This is a genomic window from Pseudomonas sp. RW409, assembly GCF_003184125.1.
GTDB lineage: Bacteria > Pseudomonadota > Gammaproteobacteria > Pseudomonadales > Pseudomonadaceae > Aquipseudomonas > Aquipseudomonas chlororaphis_I.
The window spans coordinates 433685-451033 of record NZ_QHHP01000002.1 but is presented as its reverse complement, the minus strand read 5'-3'; the positions used below and the strand labels follow the sequence as shown (position 1 = coordinate 451033).

The following is a 17349-nucleotide window of genomic DNA, read 5'->3' as shown; positions in this document are numbered from 1 at the left end:
TGTTCTCTGTAGGAGCGAGCTTGCTCGCGATCAGCGCCGAAGGCGCGCTCCGCCCGACGGCGCTTTGCAGAAATTCGAACCTCCGATACTGTATATGAATACAGTATCGGAGCGCCTCCCATGTTCAGCCCCCTGCCCCCTCGCGGCCGTGGCACCGCGACCAATCCGCACAACCGTTTTGCGCCCCAGCGCTCGGTGGCCTTCGATGACGGCTGGTACCAGGAAGCCCCGCTGACCCAGGGCACCGAGGTGCGCTTCGAGACGGCGAAATCCATCATCACCCGCAACAGCTCGCCGGACCTGCCCTTCGACCGCTCCATCAACCCCTATCGCGGTTGCGAGCACGGCTGCATCTACTGTTATGCGCGGCCCAGTCATGCCTATTGGGACCTGTCGCCGGGGCTGGACTTCGAGACCAAGCTGATCGCCAAGACCAATGCCGCGGCAATGCTGGAACAGCAGCTGTCCAAGCCCGGCTACAAATGCGCGCCGATCAACCTGGGTTCCAACACCGACCCCTACCAGCCCATCGAGCGTGAGCACCAACTGACCCGCCGGACCCTGGAGGTGCTGCTGCGCTACCGGCACCCGGTGACCATCGTCACCAAGGGCTCGCTGATCCTGCGCGATCTCGACCTGTTGGTCGAGCTGGCCGAGCAGCGGCTGGTGGCGGTGATGATCAGCCTGACCACCCTGGACGACGAGCTCAAGCGCATCCTCGAACCCCGGGCGGCGGCGCCCAAGGCGCGATTGCGGGCGATCCGGGTGATGCGCGAGGCGGGGATTCCCGTAGGGGTGCTGTGTTCGCCGATGATTCCGATGATCAACGACAGCGAACTGGAAAGCCTGCTCGCCGAGGCCCATGCCGCGGGCGCGCAAAGCGCGGCCTACATGATGCTGCGCCTGCCCCTGGAAGTGGCGCCGCTGTTCGAGGAATGGCTCAACGCCCATTACCCGCAGCGGGCGGCCCATGTCCTGAGCCTGATCCGCCAGTGTCGCGGCGGCGAGCTGTACGACAGCCGTTTTGGTGCACGGATGCGCGGCGAAGGCCCCTTCGCGGCCCTGTTGGCGCAGCGTTTCGCCAAGGCCAGCAAACGCCTGGGGCTCGATCGGCGCGAAGGCTACAACCTCGATTGCACGGCCTTCTGTCCGCCGGGTGGGCAGATGTCGTTGCTGTAGGGGTTATTGGCCTATGGTGGAGTAGTGCCGGTGCACCTGGCTCTATAGGCTGGTCACCTTTTTGCATCGCCAATAGTGGCGTTTTAGAGCGCTCCGTTCAGTTTGAGTTAAGTTTGGAAGGCTACCTTGTTCACCGAGTGACCGATGGGTCGCTGTCGGCGGTCTGGTCGTTTTTTGATCAATCGCTGGCGTCGTGCCGGATAAAACTGGAAAATTCACCTAATCCGTCAAAAGGGGATGAATCATGAGTGACAAGGATAAACAGCCGTTGGCTGCGTCGGCTTCAGCGTCCACGGAGGTCGCCGAAAGCGCCGATGCAGCGCTGCAGATAATCGTTGACGGCTTTTTGCATTTTCATCACGAGGTCTTCCCACAGCAGGAAGAACTGTTCAAGAAACTCGCCACGGCCCAGCGGCCGCGGGCGATGTTCATTGCCTGCGCGGATTCGCGCATCGTTCCCGAACTGATTACCCAGAGCGCCCCGGGCGACCTGTTCGTGACCCGCAACGTCGGTAACGTGGTACCGCCTTACGGGCAGATGAACGGCGGTGTGTCCACGGCCATCGAATACGCGGTCATGGCGCTGGGAGTGCACCACATCATCGTTTGCGGCCATTCCGACTGCGGCGCCATGCGCGCGGTGCTCAACCCGCAGAGCCTGGAAAAGATGCCGACGGTCAAAGCCTGGCTGCGTCACGCCGAAGTGGCCAAGACCATGGTCCAGGAGAACTGCGACTGCGCCGACGAGAACGCCAGCATGCATGTGCTGACCGAAGAGAACGTCATCGCCCAGTTGCAGCATTTGCGCACCCACCCTTCGGTGGCTTCGCGCATGGCCAACGGCCAGTTGTTCATCCATGGCTGGGTGTACAACATCGAAACCAGCGAAATCAAAGCCTACGACGCGGATCAAGGGTGTTTCCTGCCGTTGGACGGACGCCATCCGATCCCGGTTGCGACGCCTAAAGCGCGCTTCTAAATCCTCCTAAATCCCAGTGGGGTTCAGCCATGACTGCTGTCAGTGCGGTCAGGCTTTGCCACGCCTGAAAAAAGTTCGGGAGAATCATCATGCGTGCAGCACAACTGAAAGCTGTTTTGCCACGGGAGCTGCTCGCTTCCGTGGTGGTGTTCCTGGTGGCCCTGCCCTTGTGCATGGGTATCGCCATCGCTTCCGGCATGCCGCCGGCCAAGGGTCTGATCACCGGGATCATCGGTGGCCTGGTAGTGGGCTGGCTGGCGGGCTCGCCCTTGCAGGTCAGCGGTCCGGCCGCGGGGCTGGCGGTCCTGGTGTTCGAGCTGGTGCGTCAGCACGGTATCGCCATGCTCGGGCCGATCCTGCTATTGGCGGGTTTCCTCCAGCTGGTGGCCGGGCGCTTGCGCCTGGGCTGCTGGTTCCGGGTCACGGCGCCAGCGGTGGTCTACGGCATGCTTGCCGGGATCGGGGTGTTGATCGTGCTCTCCCAGGTGCACGTGATGCTCGATGCCCAGCCCCAGGCGTCCGGCCTGGATAACCTCGCGGGTTTCCCCGAGGCGGTGACCCAAGCCTTGCCCAGCCTGGGCGGCGGCTTTGGCTGGCAGGCCGGGTTGCTCGGCCTGTCGACCATGGCGGTGATGTTCCTGTGGGAAAAACTGCGCCCACATTCGCTGCGCTTCATCCCCGGCGCCCTGCTGGGTGTCGGCCTGGCGACCTTTGCCAGCCTGCTCCTGGCGCTGCAGGTCAAGCGGGTCGAGGTACCGGAAAACCTCGCCGAGGCAATCGACTGGCTGCGCCCGGCCGACCTGCTCAACCTGGCGGACCCGACACTGCTGATCGCAGCCTTTGCCGTGGCCTTTATCGCCAGCGCCGAAACCCTGCTGTCCGCTGCCGCGGTGGATCGCATGCACAGCGGTACACGTTCGGATTTCGACCGTGAACTGTCGGCGCAAGGGATCGGCAACATGCTCTGCGGGTTGCTCGGCGCGTTGCCGATGACCGGGGTGATCGTGCGCAGTTCGGCCAACGTCCAGGCGGGCGCGACCACGCGGTTGTCGGCGATCTTCCACGGCCTGTGGCTGCTGGCATTCGTGCTGTTGCTGTCCAGCGTGCTGCAAAGCATTCCGGTGGCCAGCCTGGCGGGCGTGCTGGTGTACACCGGGTTCAAGCTGGTGGACCTCAAGTCGTTCCGCAAGCTGGGCCGTTATGGGCCGATGCCGATGCTGACCTACGGCGTGACCGCGCTGGCGATTGTCTTCACCGACCTGCTGACCGGTGTGCTGATCGGTTTCGGCCTGACCCTGGTGAAGCTGGCCTGGGGCGCTTCGCGACTGAAGATCAGCCTGGTGGACCTGCCCGCCGAAGGCGAAATGGAGCTGCGCCTGGTAGGCGCCGCGACCTTCCTCAAGGTGCCGGCCCTGACCCAGGCACTGGGCAGCATCCCGCCGGGCACCACGGTGCATGTGCCGCTCAATAACCTGGGCTACATCGACCATGCCTGCCTGGAACTGCTCGAGGAGTGGGGACGGGCCAATGCGGCCAAGGGCTCGAAGCTGGTGATCGAGTCGCGCGGGTTGAAGCGCCGGCTGGAGGGGCGTTTGCACACCAACGTCGGCGTGAGTCCGGCCTCAAAGATGGAAGCGAAAGGCTTGAGCCGGGCGTAAGTCTGTAGCCCTGTAGCCGCTGCCGCAGGCTGCGATAAGGTCCGAAGGGCCTTCAGCGGCGGTGATATCGCTGCGACCGTGCCGGTCGATCGCAGCCTGCGGCAGCGGCTACAGGGGCGCCACCTGCAATCCTCAGGCAGCCGGCTGGTCGAGTTCCAGCTCCACGCCCAGCTGGCGCGACAGGCACGGCCAGCGTTTCCAGGCGGCGTCGGTGTCGGGGCTGCTGAGCTTCTCACGGTAGGCCTCGACCGACTCCAGGGCGAAGCTTTCTTCATTGAGCATCGCGTCGACCGCATGGTGCACCGCTTCGTCCAGCTGGTTGGCGAAGGTTTCGCCGATCAACTGGTGGGCGATCAGGTTGGCCACCGTGGTGTCCAGCGGGATCAGCGGCTGGCCGAAATGGGTGATGTACAGGTCGTTGACCTCTTCTACCAGGCGATGGGCCAGATAGGCTTCGTCCAGCAGGCCGTCCAGGCCTTCGTGGCCGGCCATGATGGCGGGCGGCTGGAGGAAGAACTGCTCGGCGATCTTCAGCACCGGCTTGATCTGCGACTCGATGCCGGCTTCGCGCGCGACTTCGTTGGCGGCGTCCAGCAGGTCGGGAACCTGATCGATATAAGCGGCGACAAAACGGGTCATCACCCCCTGGGCGTCCAGTTCTGGGAGCTGGATGGCGGGGTGCAGGTGTGGCAATTGGGTTTCCAGCTGGCGGCGCAAATGCCCGGTGCTGGACTCATGTTGATGGGCTCGTTGGATCTGCTCGCGCAATGCGGCGGTGTTCATGAATACTCCAGGAAACAAGGGCAATTAATTAGGGAAGACATAAGTTAGCCTGCTCACGAAATCGCTTAAGACGTATTTCTCATAATTATTTCATGGTTAGTCGTCTAAGTTATATCGCTTCGCCATCATTCATCCCTTATCCCTTTCCAACCGTGGCCTATAAGGCCGCGGCAAACTGTTTCAGTGGATTTACGGCACCGCGTTGCGAGGTCGAAGTCGCTGTCTATACTCGGGGCTGTATGAAGTTAGCTGATGACGCCCGACTGCATGTGCAGCGAAGGCTCGGCGGTTTAAGTTCGTAGTCTGGGCAGCCGATCCCTTGGCCGCAGGTGAAAGCCGGCGGGATAACAAGAACGATAAGGGGAACCCGCAATGATGCGACATCCACAAGTCTGGATGGGCCTCCTGTTGTGGTCGGTATTCAGCCAGGCGCATGGCGCCTGGACCGTGAATATGGCGCCTGGAGCGACTGATATAAGTCACGCGGTATTCGACCTGCACATGACCATCTTCTGGATCTGTGTGGTGATCGGCGTCATTGTCTTCGGCGCCATGTTCTGGTCGATGATCGTGCACCGCCGCTCCACCGGCCAGGTGGCCGCCAAGTTCCATGAAAGCACGACGGTGGAAATCCTCTGGACGGTGGTGCCGCTGCTGATCCTGGTGGCCATGGCCGTTCCCGCCACCGCGACCCTGATCAAGATGTACGACGCCAGTGAGCCGGATGTGGACATCCAGATCACCGGCTATCAGTGGAAGTGGCACTACAAATACCTGGGCCAGGACGTCGAGTTCTTCAGCAACCTGACCACGCCCGCCGAACAGATTCACAACCAGAGTGCCAAGGGCGAGCATTACCTGCTGGAAGTCGATCAGCCGCTGGTGCTGCCGATCGGCGCCAAGGTGCGCTTTCTGGTGACCTCCGCCGACGTCATCCATTCCTGGTGGGTCCCGGCCTTCGCGGTCAAGCGCGATGCGATCCCCGGTTTCGTCAACGAAGCCTGGACCCGGGTCGACAAGCCCGGCCTGTATCGCGGCCAGTGCGCCGAGCTGTGCGGCAAGGACCACGGTTTCATGCCGATCGTGGTCGATGTGAAGACCCAGGCCGACTACGACACCTGGCTGGGCGAACGCAAGGCCGAGGCCCTCAAGCTCAAGGAACTGACCAGCAAGGAATGGACCCTCGAAGAGCTGGTGGCCCGCGGCGACAAGGTCTACCACACCACCTGCGTGGCCTGTCACCAGGCCGAGGGCCAGGGCCTGCCGCCGATGTTCCCGGCGCTCAAGGGCTCGAAGATCGCCACCGGGCCGGTGGCGGATCACCTGAACATCGTCTTCCACGGCAAGCCCGGCACCGCCATGGCGGCCTTCGGCAAGCAGCTGTCGGAAGTCGACCTGGCGGCGGTGGTCACCTACGAACGTAACGCCTGGGGCAACAACAAGGGCGACATGGTGACGCCCAAGGATGTCCTGGCTCTGAAACAGGCGGAAAGCAAATGACCCGGTCTATTGCGTGTTCCCGCAGCCGCTCGGGGCGTGCTGCCCTCGATCGTCCAGCCCAACCGTTTACAGGAGACAGGCCATGAACGCTGTGAGCGATGAGCACGGTCATGCAGTCGTTGGCGATCATGACCACACCCACGGCCCCGCCAAGGGCCTGATGCGCTGGGTGCTGACCACCAACCACAAGGACATCGGCACCCTGTACCTGTGGTTCGCCTTCTCCATGTTCCTGCTCGGCGGCTCGTTCGCCATGGTGATCCGCGCCGAGCTGTTCCAGCCCGGCCTGCAGATCGTGCAGCCGGAATTCTTCAACCAGATGACCACCATGCACGGCCTGGTGATGGTCTTCGGCGCGGTGATGCCGGCCTTCGTCGGCCTGGCCAACTGGATGATCCCGCTGATGGTCGGCGCGCCGGACATGGCCCTGCCGCGGATGAACAACTTCAGTTTCTGGTTGCTGCCGGCGGCGTTCCTGCTGCTGGTCTCGACCCTGTTCATGCCCGGCGGCGGACCCAACTTCGGCTGGACCTTCTACGCCCCGCTGTCCACCACCTACGCGCCGGAAAGCGTGACCTTCTTCATCTTCGCCATCCACCTGATGGGCATCAGCTCGATCATGGGCGCGATCAACGTGATCGCCACCATCCTCAACCTGCGCGCCCCCGGCATGACCCTGATGAAGATGCCGCTGTTCGTCTGGACCTGGCTGATCACCGCGTTCCTGCTGATCGCGGTGATGCCGGTGCTGGCCGGCTGCGTGACCATGATGCTGATGGACATCCACTTCGGCACCAGCTTCTTCAGTGCCGCCGGTGGCGGTGATCCGGTGCTGTTCCAGCATGTGTTCTGGTTCTTCGGCCACCCCGAGGTGTACATCATGATCCTGCCGGCCTTCGGCGCCGTCAGCGCAATCATCCCGGCGTTCTCGCGCAAGCCGTTGTTCGGCTACACCTCGATGGTCTACGCCACGGCGAGTATCGCCTTCCTGTCGTTCATCGTCTGGGCGCACCACATGTTCGTGGTCGGCATTCCGCTGGTGGGCGAGCTGTTCTTCATGTACGCCACGATGCTTATCGCGGTGCCGACCGGGGTCAAGGTCTTCAACTGGGTCAGCACCATGTGGCAGGGCTCGCTGACCTTCGAGACGCCGATGCTGTTCGCCGTGGCCTTCGTGATCCTGTTCACCATCGGCGGCTTCTCCGGGCTGATGCTGGCCATCGCCCCGGCGGACTTCCAGTACCAGGACACCTATTTCGTGGTCGCGCACTTCCACTATGTACTGGTGCCGGGCGCGATCTTCGGCATCTTCGCCTCGGCCTATTACTGGCTGCCGAAGTGGACCGGGCACATGTACGACGAAACCCTGGGCAAGCTGCACTTCTGGCTGTCCTTCGTCGGCATGAACATGGCGTTCTTCCCGATGCACTTCGTCGGCCTGGCGGGAATGCCGCGGCGGATCCCGGACTACAACCTGCAGTTCGCCGATTTCAACATGGTGTCGTCCATCGGCGCGTTCACCTTCGGCGCGACGCAGATCTTCTTCCTGTTCATCGTCATCAAGTGCATCCGTGGCGGCCAACCCGCACCGGCCAAGCCCTGGGACGGTGCCGAAGGGCTGGAGTGGAGCGTGCCGTCGCCGGCGCCTTACCACACCTTCACCACGCCGCCGGAAGTGAAATGAACAGCCTGCCGCGATACCCGCTGACCTCCTCCTGTAGGAGCGAGCTTGCTCGCGATAGCCACGAAGTGGCGCGCTATCAGCCTCATCGAGTCATCGTTGGTGATTTTTTCGCGAGCAAGCTCGCTCCTACAAGGGGGCGCGCTCATGGCTGAGATCTCGATGAAGAAGCTGGTCACCCGCCTGTTGCTGGTGGTGGCGGCGATGTTCGTCTTCGGTTTTGCCCTGGTGCCGATCTATGACGTGATGTGCAAGGCACTGGGCATCAACGGCAAGACCGGCGGGCAGTATTCCGGCGAGCAGCAGGTGGATGTCTCGCGCCAGGTGCGGGTGCAGTTCCTGTCGACCAACGCGATCGACATGGTCTGGGACTTCTATCCCAAGGCCGACGACATCGTGGTCCATCCGGGCGCGGTGAACGAGATGATCTTCATCGCCCGCAATCCCAGCGACCGCCCGATGAGCGCCCAGGCGATCCCGAGCATTTCGCCGAGCAGCGCCGCGATGTATTTCCACAAGACCGAATGCTTCTGTTTCACCCAGCAAGTGCTGCAGCCCGGTCAGCAGATCGAGATGCCGGTACGTTTCATCGTTGACCGCGACATGCCCAAGGATGTGAAGCACCTGACGCTGGCTTACACGCTGTTCGATATCACCGCGCGTCATCCACCGGTGGCCGTGAGCACCAACACCGGCGGTTAAGACGTTCAAGCGTGCCCGATAAGGAGAACAATAAATGGCAACTCATGAGCATTATTACGTTCCCGCCCAGAGCAAGTGGCCGATCATCGCCACCGTGGGCATGTTCGTTACCGTGTTCGGCCTGGCCACCTGGTTCAACGACCTCAAGGCCGCGCGCCCGGAATCCCATGGCCCGCTGATTTTCTTCGTCGGTAGCCTGTTGCTGGCCTACATGCTGTTCGGCTGGTTCGGCGCGGTGATCAAGGAAAGTCGCGCCGGCTTGTATAGCGCCCAGCTGGATCGCTCGTTCCGCTGGGGCATGAGCTGGTTCATCTTTTCTGAAGTGATGTTCTTCATCGCCTTCTTCGGCGCGCTGTTCTACGTGCGCCAGATCGCCGGCCCGGCCCTGGGTGGCGAAGGCAGCAAGGGCATCGCGCACATGCTCTGGCCGAACTTCGAGTTCGTCTGGCCATTGCTCGAAAACCCCGATTCCAAGCTGTTCCCGCCGCCCAAGGAAGTCATCAGCCCCTGGGGCCTGCCGCTGCTCAACACCGTGCTGCTGGTGAGTTCCAGCGTCACCGTGACCATCGCCCACCACGCCCTGAAGAACGGCCATCGCGGCGCGCTGAAAATCTGGCTGGCGATCACCGTGCTGCTGGGTTGTGCCTTTCTCGGCTTCCAGGCCGAGGAGTACCTGCACGCCTACCACGAGCTGGGGCTGACCCTGGGTTCGGGCATCTATGGCGCCACCTTCTTCATGCTCACCGGCTTTCACGGTGCCCACGTGACCATCGGCACGCTGATCCTGTTCGTGATGCTGATGCGCATCATGAAGGGGCACTTCGACGCCGAGCATCAGTTCGGTTTCGAGGCGGCCAGTTGGTATTGGCACTTTGTCGATGTGGTGTGGATCGGCTTGTTTGTCTTCGTCTACGTGCTCTGAGCGCGGGGTTACCAGGGCGCGTGCGACACCAGCTGGCCGCTGAAGAAGCCCCAGGCGATCAAGCCGACGGTGAGCGCGGCCAGGCACACACGCACGGTCAACGACCTGACCAGGCGATGGGAGCTGCTGTCGTCCTTGACCAGAAAGAACAGGCCGCTGAACAGGCTGATGAGCGTGGCGATCAGCAACAGGACGATTGCCGCTTTAAGCATGGTGGGCTCCAGGGGAAACGCGATGCGCTTGAGTATAGCCAGTCGATCTCGCCACTTTCGGGCGCTGCCATGAACGGCTTTCGCCCGGGCGTGCTGCCGACCCTGGTGGTGCTGGCGTTGCTGCCGGTGCTGGTGACGCTCGGGTTCTGGCAACTGGGCCGGGGCGAACAGAAGCGCGAGCTGCTGGCCAGCTACGCGGAACGGCGGGTGGCCGGGCCTTTGAGCGTGGATGAGCTGCAGGCTGCCCCTGATCCGGCGTTCCGCCGGGTGCGAGTGCATGGCAGCTTCGATGCAGCCCACAGCCTGCTGCTGGATAACCGCATGCACGAAGGCAAGGTCGGGGTCGAGCTGCTGCAACCCTTTCTCGACCAGGCCAGCGGCCAATGGCTGTTGCTCAACCGTGGCTGGCTGCCCTGGCCGGACCGGCGCACGCCACCGGCGTTCAGTACCCCCGAACAACCTCTGGACCTCGACGCCTGGGTCTATGTCGCTCCCGGCGCGACCTTTCAACTGCATGCCGATCCGCGCAATGCCCAGTGGCCGCGGCTGGTGACGACGGTCGATCCGGCCAGGCTCTGGAGCGAGCTGGGACGCAGCGGCTTTGCCTACGAGCTACGCCAGGAGGCTGGCCCGGGCGCCTACCTGACCGAATGGCCGGTGGTGGCCATGGGGCCGGAAAAACATCTGGGCTACGCCGTGCAGTGGTTCGCCATGGCGCTGGCCCTGTGCGCTTTGTACCTCTATCTCGGATGGCATAACGCAAGGGAGAAACACCATGGGAGCGGCCATGAATCCACCCAACATTTCTGAGGCCCAGGCGCCGCACAACCGGCGCCGCGGACGCTGGCAGCTGCTGCTGATCGTGGCCATGGTGATTGGCCCGATGATCCTCGCCACCGGCATGTACAAGTTGCAGTTCTGGGTGCCGGAAAGCCGCAGCTACCACGGTGAGCTGATCGGCAACGGCCAGAGCCGCGCCGACATCGGGGTTCAGGCCGACGAGACGCGCTGGCAGATCCTGGTCACCGCACCCAGGGACTGCGCGGTGGATTGCCAGCAACTGGTGTACCTGGCGCGGCAGATCCAGATCTCCCTGGGCCGCGACGCCTCCCGGGCCAGCCACGCCCTGGCCGCCGCCCAGCCGCTGGACACCGATTACCAGGCCAAGCTGCAGCGCGAGTACCCGCAACTGCAACGCTACCCACTGGACCTGCCGACCTTCACCAAGGGCGCCAGCGACCAGGGCGCGCCGCTGCTGTGGATAGTCGACCCGCACGGCAACCTGGTCCTGCGCTACGACGCCCGGGTCAAGGGCAAGGACCTGCTCAACGACCTGCGCCATCTGCTGAAACTGTCGAACATCGGATAAGGGCATCGTCATGGCCAAACCTGGATTTCGCCTCGCCTTGTTTGCCACCTTGCTGGCACTGATCGTGGTGCTGCTCGGCGCCTATACCCGACTGACCCACGCCGGCCTCGGCTGCCCGGACTGGCCGGGGTGCTACGGCTTCATCAGCGTGCCGAAAAGCGAAGCCCAGCTGGCCCATGCCGAGCTGCATTTTCCCGACACCCCGGTGGAAGCCCACAAGGGCTGGAACGAGATGATCCACCGCTATTTCGCCGGTACCCTGGGCCTGTTGATCGTATTGCTGGCGGCACGCTCCTGGACCCATCGGCATCATCCCGGGCAACCATTGAAGTTGCCGCTGTTCCTGCTCTCGGTGGTATTCGCCCAGGCCTTGTTCGGCATGTGGACGGTGACCCTCAAGCTGTGGCCGCAGGTGGTCACCGCGCACCTGCTGGGCGGCTTCGCCACCCTGAGCCTGCTGTTTTTGCTGACGCTGCGCCTGTCCGGGGTGCTGCCGGCGCTGATCGTGCCGCGCCGCCTGCAGTACTGGGCCACGGCCGGGCTGGTGCTGGTGATCGGGCAGATCGCCCTGGGCGGCTGGGTCAGCTCCAACTACGCGGCGGTGGCCTGCATCGACCTGCCGACCTGCCACGGCCAGTGGTGGCCGGCGGCGGATTTCGCCAACGGTTTTCACCTGACCCAGCACATCGGCCCCAACTACCTGGGCGGGCAGCTCGACAGCGACGCCCGCACCGCCATCCACCTGACCCATCGCATCGGCGCGTTGCTGGTGACCCTGGTGTTGCTCGGCCTGGCCTGGCAACTCAAGCATGTGGGCATGACCCGCCTCGCCGGGCTGGTGCTGGTGGCGCTGGCGGCGCAGATCGGCCTCGGCATCAGCAACGTGCTGTTCCACCTGCCGCTGCCGGTGGCCGTGGCGCATAACGCGGGTGGCGCGGCGCTGCTGCTGACCCTGGTGCTGGTCAACTATCACGCCCGTACCAGCCTGGTCCGCGCCCGCTCGCACCTGCCGCTGGGCTGGCGCCTGAGCCCGCGCAAACACGCCGCCGGGCCCATCACTATTAAAGGAGAAATGCCATGGCGACTCTGATCGGCGAGCGTCACCGTCAGGCGATCTGGCGTGACTACCTGGAGCTGACCAAACCCAAGGTGGTGGTGCTGATGCTCATTACCTCGCTGGTGGGCATGTTCCTCGCCACCCGTGCCGGGGTGCCGTGGACGGTGCTGGTGTTCGGCAACCTGGGCATCGCCCTGTGCGCCGGTGCGGCGGCAGCGGTGAACCATGTGGTGGACCGGCGGATCGACGCGGTCATGGCGCGCACCCACAAACGGCCGCTGGCCGAAGGCCGGGTATCGCCGCCGGCGGCGCTGGGTTTCGCCCTGCTGCTGGCCATCGCCGGGCAAGCCTTGCTGCTGGCGTTCACCAACCCGCTGACTGCCTGGCTGACCCTGGCATCGCTGCTCGGTTATGCGGTGATCTACACCGGTTTCCTCAAGCGGGCGACCCCGCAGAACATCGTGATCGGCGGTCTGGCCGGGGCTGCGCCACCGCTGTTGGGCTGGGTCGCGGCCACCGGCCATGTGACGGCCGAACCGCTGCTGCTGGTGCTGATCATCTTCGCCTGGACCCCGCCGCACTTCTGGGCCCTGGCCATTCACCGCAAGGAGGAATACGCCAAGGCCGACATCCCGATGCTGCCGGTGACCCACGGCGAGCATTACACCAAGGTGCATATCCTGCTCTACACCTTCGCCCTGCTGGCGGTCAGCCTGCTGCCCTATGCGATCCACATGAGCGGCCTGCTCTACCTGATTTGTGCCCTGGGCCTGGGCGCGCGCTTTCTGCAATGGGCCTGGGTGCTGTACCGTGGCAGTCGGCCGCACGCGGCGATCAACACCTTCAAGTACTCTATTTATTACTTGTTCCTGCTGTTTATCGCGCTGCTCGTAGACCACTACCTATTGTTGAACCTATGACTCGAACTCAGAAAACCGTCTTTATTCTCGTGGCGCTGGTGGCCCTGGTGCTGGGGCTCACCGTCAACAAAGTGCTGACCGGCAAGAACCAGGGGGACCCGACCGCGTTGATCGACGCCGGGATCATCCTGCTGCCCCAGAGCCGCAACTTGCCGGATGTGAAGATGACCGACCAGGAAGGCCAGCCGGTGGTGCTCAATGAGCTCAAGGGCAAGTGGAGCCTGCTGTTCTTCGGCTACACCTTCTGCCCGGACATCTGCCCGACCACCCTCGCCCAGCTGCGCCAGATCAAGAGCGAGCTGCCCAAGGAGGCGGTGGACAACCTGCAGGTGGTGCTGGTCAGCGTCGACCCGAACCGCGATACGCCGCAGCAGCTGAAACAGTACCTGGGCTACTTCGACAAGGACTTCAAGGGCCTGACCGCGACCTCGGTGGCGGATGTGCAGAAGCTCGCCAATGCGGTGAGTATCCCGTTCATTCCGGCGGATACCAGCAAGCCCAACTACACCGTCGACCACAGCGGCAACCTCGCGGTGATCGGCCCGGACGGTACCCAGCGCGGCTTCATCCGCGCGCCGCTGAACAACCAGAAACTGGTGGCCCAGCTGCCGGTGATGTTGCAGCGCAAGTAGTCCGGGACGCCTGAGTCCTGTAGCCGCTGCCGCAGGCTGCGATAAGGTGCGGAGCACCTTCCGAGGCCCTCAAGAGCGCGTCTCCTGCGGAGCCGATCGCAGCCTGCGGCAGCGGCTACAGGGGGCGCGGTAGGCAACTGAAACGAAACGGGGCGCCTTGAGGCGCCCCGTTTGTGTTTCTGTAACCGATCAGAACGCCGGAACCACGGCGCCTTTGTACTTCTCGAGAATGAATTGCTTCACTTCGGGGCTGTGCAGGGCGGCAACCAGTTTCTTCATGGCGTCCGAATCCTTGTCGTCAGGACGGGCCACCAGGATGTTCACGTAAGGCGAGTCCTTGCCTTCGATCACCAGGGCGTCCTTGGACGGGTCCAGCTTGGCTTCCAGGGCGTAGTTGGTGTTGATCAGCGCCAGGTCGACCTGGGTCAGCACGCGCGGGATGGTCGCGGCTTCCAGCTCACGGAATTTCAGGTCCTTGCTGTTCTCGGTGATGTCTTTGACCGTGGACAGGATGTTGTTGGAATCCTTGAGCTTGATCAGGCCGGCCTTGGCCAGCAGCAGCAAGGCGCGGCCGCCGTTGGTGGCGTCGTTGGGGATCACCACGTTGGCGCCACCTGGCAGTTCTTCGAGCTTCTTGAACTTGTTGGAGTAGGCGCCCAGCGGCTCCAGGTGCACGCCGGCGACGCTCACCAGGTGAGTGCCCTTGGCCTTGTTGAACTCATCCAGGTACGGCTGGTGCTGGAAGAAGTTGGCGTCCAGGCGCTTTTCGGCGACCTGCACGTTCGGCTGGATGTAGTCGGTGAAGACCTTGACCTTCAGGTCCACACCTTCCTTGGCCAGCGCCGGCTTCACGAATTCGAGGATCTCGGCGTGAGGCACCGGAGTGGCGGCCACGGTCAGGGTGTCAGCGGCGTTCGCGGAAAACGCGGCAACGGCGGCGAAAGCGACGAGTAGTTTTTTCATCCAGCTAGCTCCTTGTGAGGCGCCCGGTGCCGGACGCCTGCCGGCCAGGGCCGACTTATTTTCGGGAAAAGTGCACCACCAGCTTGTCGCCGACGGTTTGCAGAACTTGAACCAGCACCAGCAACAGCACCACGGTGACCACCATCACATCGGTCTGGAAGCGCTGGTAACCGAAGCGGATCGCCAGGTCGCCGAGACCGCCCGCGCCTACCACGCCCGCCATGGCGGTGTAGGAAACAAGGGTAATCGCTGTCACGGTAATTGCCGCGAAAATACCCGGACGGGCTTCCGGCAGCAGGGCGTTGGTGATGATCTGCCGGGTGGTCGCGCCCATCGACTGGGTAGCTTCGATGATGCCGCGGTCCACTTCGCGCAGGGCGGTCTCCACCAGGCGGGCGAAGAACGGCGTGGCGCCGACCACCAGGGGCGGGATCGCGCCGGCGACACCCAGCGAGGTACCGGTGATCAGCACGGTGAACGGGATCATCACGATCAGCAGGATGATGAACGGCAGCGAACGCAGGATGTTCACCATCAGCGACAGCAGGGCGTAGAGGCTCTTCTGCTCCAGCAGTTGGCGCGGGCTGCAGAGGAACAGCAGCACACCCAGGGGCAGGCCCAGCAGCACGGTGAACAGCAGCGAACCACCGAGCATCAGCAGGGTGTCGCCGGTGGCCAGCCAGATTTCGTACCAGTCGATATTGGCGAAGAAACTTGTCAGCAGTTCCATTAGCGCAGCACCTCCATATGGACGTCCGCCGCGGTGAAGTGGGCGAAGGCCGCCTCCATGTCACCGCCGGTGATAGCCAGGGTCAGTTGCCCGTAAGGGACATCTTTGATGCGGTCGATGCGGCCGGCGAGGATGCTGTAGTCCACCCCGGTTTCGCGGGCCACGGTGCCCAGCAGCGGCGCGTAGGTGGCGTCGCCCTGGAAGGTCAGGCGCACGATGCGCCCCGGTACGTGGGCGAAGTCGTCGCGCTGTTCGCTTTCGTCGATCTGCTCGTCTTCCTGGACGAAACGCTTGGTGGTCGGGTGCTTGGGATGCAGGAACACCTCGGCCACCGAACCCTGCTCGACGATCACCCCGGCATCCATCACCGCCACCTGGTCGCAGACGCGACGGATCACGTCCATCTCATGGGTGATCAGCACGATGGTCAGGTTCAGTTCGCGGTTGATCTCAGCCAGCAGTTGCAGGACCGACGCGGTGGTCTGCGGGTCCAGGGCGCTGGTGGCTTCGTCGCACAGCAGGATCTTCGGCTTGGTCGCCAGGGCGCGCGCGATGCCGACGCGCTGCTTCTGCCCGCCGGACAGCTGGGCCGGGTACTTCTTGGCGTGATCGGACAGACCGACGCGGGCCAGCAACTCGGCCACGCGCTGGTCGATCGCGCTGCGCGACAGCTCGCCGGCCAGGGTCAGCGGCAGCGCGACGTTGTCGGCCACGGTCTTGGAAGCCAGCAGGTTGAAGTGCTGGAAGATCATCCCGACCTGCTGGCGGAAGCGGCGCAGGCCGTTGGCATCCAGGGCGGTGACTTCCTCGTCGTCGACGATGATCTTGCCGCCGCTGGGGTTTTCCAGGCGGTTGATCAGGCGCAGCAGGGTACTTTTGCCCGCGCCGGAATGGCCGATCAGGCCAAATACCTGGCCATTCTCGACCTTCAGAGTGGTCGGATGCAGGGCGGGAATATCCTTACCGGCGACCCGGTAGGTTTTATGGACGTTTTGAAACTCGATCACGTAGCGAACCTTGTGGGGCGCGTTAGAAAAGGATCAGCGGTTAGCCGGGCGCGCATTTTAGCCTGTCCGTATAGAGGTTCTTAGCATTTATTTTGTATTCATCCTTCGATTTGGCAATAACGCGATCAAAGGTTATGGCACCGGCTCTGGGAGCGGGAGCCCAAGGCGATTGCGGCGAGATGTTTGTTTAGGAGCACAGCTTGCGTGCGATGGGGACGCCACGGTCATCTGTAGTACCGCGTTATCGTTCATCGCGGGCAAGTCGGATCGCCGCCCGCTTGCTCCTACAGACGCGGGTTTGCGGGCGATGGGCTTATTGGGGCTTGCGCGGGCTCAGCACCATCTGTGCCGGGACGTGGCGCAGGATCTGCCGCTCGATCTGCAGGTCGAACTCACCGTCGAGCTTCTTCACCCGCTTGCTCAGCAGGGTCTTCAGCCAGGGGTAATCCTCGGTGCGTGGCGCCTGGATGCTCACGTCGCACTGGTAATTCACCACATCGGCGGCGATCGCATCGAGTTGCCGACGCAGTTGCTTGATATCGCTGAGGTTCAGCGCAATGGTGGTGCTCTCGGCGGCCGGGTCGATCAGCTTGGCTGGCGGCCGGGCTTCAGCGGCCTTGAGCGCGGCTTCGGCTTTTTCCAGCTCGGCTTTACGGGCCTGGGTGATGGCGCCATCGACGCCACCGGTCAGGGCCGGTGCCTTGGGCATCAGCGCGCGGGCGCGGCTCAGGGCTGTGGCGGCGGCGTTGACATCACCCTTTTGCAGCACGATCTGGCTGCGCTGCAGGTAGGCTTCGGCCAGCTGGCGCTGGTATTGCTCGAGCTGCGGGTCGTTGGGCGACTGGGCCTGCAAGGCGCTCAACTGGTCTTCGGCGGTGGCCAGTTCACTGCTGGCGATATTTTGCTGCAGCTGTGCGATGGCCGTGGCGCGGGCGTCGGGCACTTCAGCCGGCGGCGTGCTCTGGCAGGCGCCCAGCAGCAGGAAAAATGCGACAAGGAGCAGATAACGGGAGGCGAACGGCTTCATTCCTGCGACTCTCTAATTGCGCAAAAAG

General features: G+C 63.4%; 18 protein-coding genes. 12 read left to right on the top strand and 6 right to left on the bottom strand.

The features are described 5' to 3' along the window. The first annotated feature begins 120 nt into the window (after nucleotides 1-120). The 3 genes from DK261_RS02090 (at nucleotide 121) to DK261_RS02080 (ending at nucleotide 3816) form a co-directional block, all read left to right on the top strand. Entirely contained in the window at nucleotides 121-1179 is a 1059-nt protein-coding gene (locus DK261_RS02090; protein WP_016703920.1) for a PA0069 family radical SAM protein, read from the top strand. A gap of 244 nt (nucleotides 1180-1423) precedes the next feature. Next, nucleotides 1424-2158, top strand: coding sequence for a carbonic anhydrase (locus DK261_RS02085; protein ID WP_009046260.1), 735 nt, complete (start codon nucleotides 1424-1426; stop codon nucleotides 2156-2158). 89 nt (nucleotides 2159-2247) lie between these two features. Then, nucleotides 2248-3816: a SulP family inorganic anion transporter gene (locus tag DK261_RS02080; protein ID WP_110175221.1), complete on the top strand. Its 1569-nt coding sequence runs from the start codon at nucleotides 2248-2250 to the stop codon at nucleotides 3814-3816. 132 nt (nucleotides 3817-3948) lie between these two features. Here DK261_RS02080 and DK261_RS02075 read toward each other — a convergent pair whose 3' ends face one another. Next, nucleotides 3949-4599, bottom strand: a complete 651-nt coding sequence (locus DK261_RS02075) for a hypothetical protein (protein WP_016703918.1) — start codon at nucleotides 4597-4599, stop codon at nucleotides 3949-3951. A 372-nt stretch (nucleotides 4600-4971) separates the two neighbouring features. On the opposite strand from DK261_RS02075, the gene coxB reads away from it, so the two are divergent. The 4 genes from coxB to DK261_RS02055 all read left to right on the top strand — a co-directional run bounded on the left by coxB (nucleotide 4972) and on the right by DK261_RS02055 (nucleotide 9404). Next, nucleotides 4972-6099, top strand: coding sequence for a cytochrome c oxidase subunit II (coxB, locus tag DK261_RS02070; protein ID WP_009046263.1), 1128 nt, complete (start codon nucleotides 4972-4974; stop codon nucleotides 6097-6099). An 82-nt stretch (nucleotides 6100-6181) separates the two neighbouring features. Continuing rightward, nucleotides 6182-7783 (top strand): cytochrome c oxidase subunit I, encoded by a 1602-nt coding sequence (gene ctaD / locus DK261_RS02065; protein ID WP_009046264.1) that lies wholly within the window; start codon nucleotides 6182-6184, stop codon nucleotides 7781-7783. Nucleotides 7784-7927: 144 nt separating this feature from the next. After that, on the top strand, nucleotides 7928-8482 hold the full coding sequence (locus DK261_RS02060; RefSeq protein WP_009046265.1) for a cytochrome c oxidase assembly protein: 555 nt from the start codon (nucleotides 7928-7930) through the stop codon (nucleotides 8480-8482). 34 nt (nucleotides 8483-8516) lie between these two features. After that, nucleotides 8517-9404: a cytochrome c oxidase subunit 3 gene (locus tag DK261_RS02055; RefSeq protein WP_009046266.1), complete on the top strand. Its 888-nt coding sequence runs from the start codon at nucleotides 8517-8519 to the stop codon at nucleotides 9402-9404. A gap of 8 nt (nucleotides 9405-9412) precedes the next feature. Here the strand turns inward: DK261_RS02055 and DK261_RS02050 are convergent, their stop codons facing one another. Continuing rightward, on the bottom strand, nucleotides 9413-9616 hold the full coding sequence (locus DK261_RS02050; protein ID WP_016703917.1) for a twin transmembrane helix small protein: 204 nt from the start codon (nucleotides 9614-9616) through the stop codon (nucleotides 9413-9415). Between the two features lie 69 nt (nucleotides 9617-9685). Here DK261_RS02050 and DK261_RS02045 point away from each other — a divergent pair, with 69 nt between their 5' ends. Genes DK261_RS02045 through DK261_RS02025 form a run of 5 tightly spaced genes read left to right on the top strand, consistent with a single transcriptional unit; the run spans nucleotide 9686 to nucleotide 13594 of the window. Beyond that, nucleotides 9686-10426, top strand: coding sequence for an SURF1 family protein (locus tag DK261_RS02045; protein ID WP_110175220.1), 741 nt, complete (start codon nucleotides 9686-9688; stop codon nucleotides 10424-10426). Beyond that, complete coding sequence (locus DK261_RS02040) at nucleotides 10392-10985, top strand: hypothetical protein (RefSeq protein WP_110175219.1); 594 nt, start codon at nucleotides 10392-10394, stop codon at nucleotides 10983-10985. The genes DK261_RS02045 and DK261_RS02040 overlap by 35 nt, the downstream gene beginning before the upstream one ends. A 10-nt stretch (nucleotides 10986-10995) precedes the next feature. Then, on the top strand, nucleotides 10996-12075 hold the full coding sequence (locus tag DK261_RS02035) for a heme A synthase (RefSeq protein ID WP_007924313.1): 1080 nt from the start codon (nucleotides 10996-10998) through the stop codon (nucleotides 12073-12075). Then, a complete protein-coding gene (gene cyoE, locus DK261_RS02030; RefSeq protein WP_009046269.1) occupies nucleotides 12063-12962 on the top strand; it encodes a heme o synthase in 900 nt (299 codons plus the stop codon). Before DK261_RS02035 ends, cyoE begins: the two co-directional genes overlap by 13 nt. Next, nucleotides 12959-13594 (top strand): SCO family protein, encoded by a 636-nt coding sequence (locus DK261_RS02025; RefSeq protein ID WP_009041520.1) that lies wholly within the window; start codon nucleotides 12959-12961, stop codon nucleotides 13592-13594. Before cyoE ends, DK261_RS02025 begins: the two co-directional genes overlap by 4 nt. A gap of 189 nt (nucleotides 13595-13783) precedes the next feature. Here DK261_RS02025 and DK261_RS02020 read toward each other — a convergent pair whose 3' ends face one another. From DK261_RS02020 to DK261_RS02005, 4 genes are all read right to left on the bottom strand, one after another. After that, nucleotides 13784-14557: a MetQ/NlpA family ABC transporter substrate-binding protein gene (locus DK261_RS02020; RefSeq protein WP_009046270.1), complete on the bottom strand. Its 774-nt coding sequence runs from the start codon at nucleotides 14555-14557 to the stop codon at nucleotides 13784-13786. A gap of 55 nt (nucleotides 14558-14612) precedes the next feature. Further along, nucleotides 14613-15287: a methionine ABC transporter permease gene (locus DK261_RS02015; protein ID WP_009046271.1), complete on the bottom strand. Its 675-nt coding sequence runs from the start codon at nucleotides 15285-15287 to the stop codon at nucleotides 14613-14615. Continuing rightward, nucleotides 15287-16294 carry a methionine ABC transporter ATP-binding protein gene (locus DK261_RS02010; protein ID WP_016703914.1) on the bottom strand — a complete coding sequence of 336 codons (1008 nt, stop codon included), beginning with the start codon at nucleotides 16292-16294 and terminating at the stop codon, nucleotides 15287-15289. The genes DK261_RS02015 and DK261_RS02010 overlap by 1 nt, the downstream gene beginning before the upstream one ends. A 313-nt stretch (nucleotides 16295-16607) precedes the next feature. Then, nucleotides 16608-17321 (bottom strand): PA5502 family lipoprotein, encoded by a 714-nt coding sequence (locus DK261_RS02005; protein ID WP_110175218.1) that lies wholly within the window; start codon nucleotides 17319-17321, stop codon nucleotides 16608-16610. Nucleotides 17322-17349 lie beyond the last annotated feature (28 nt).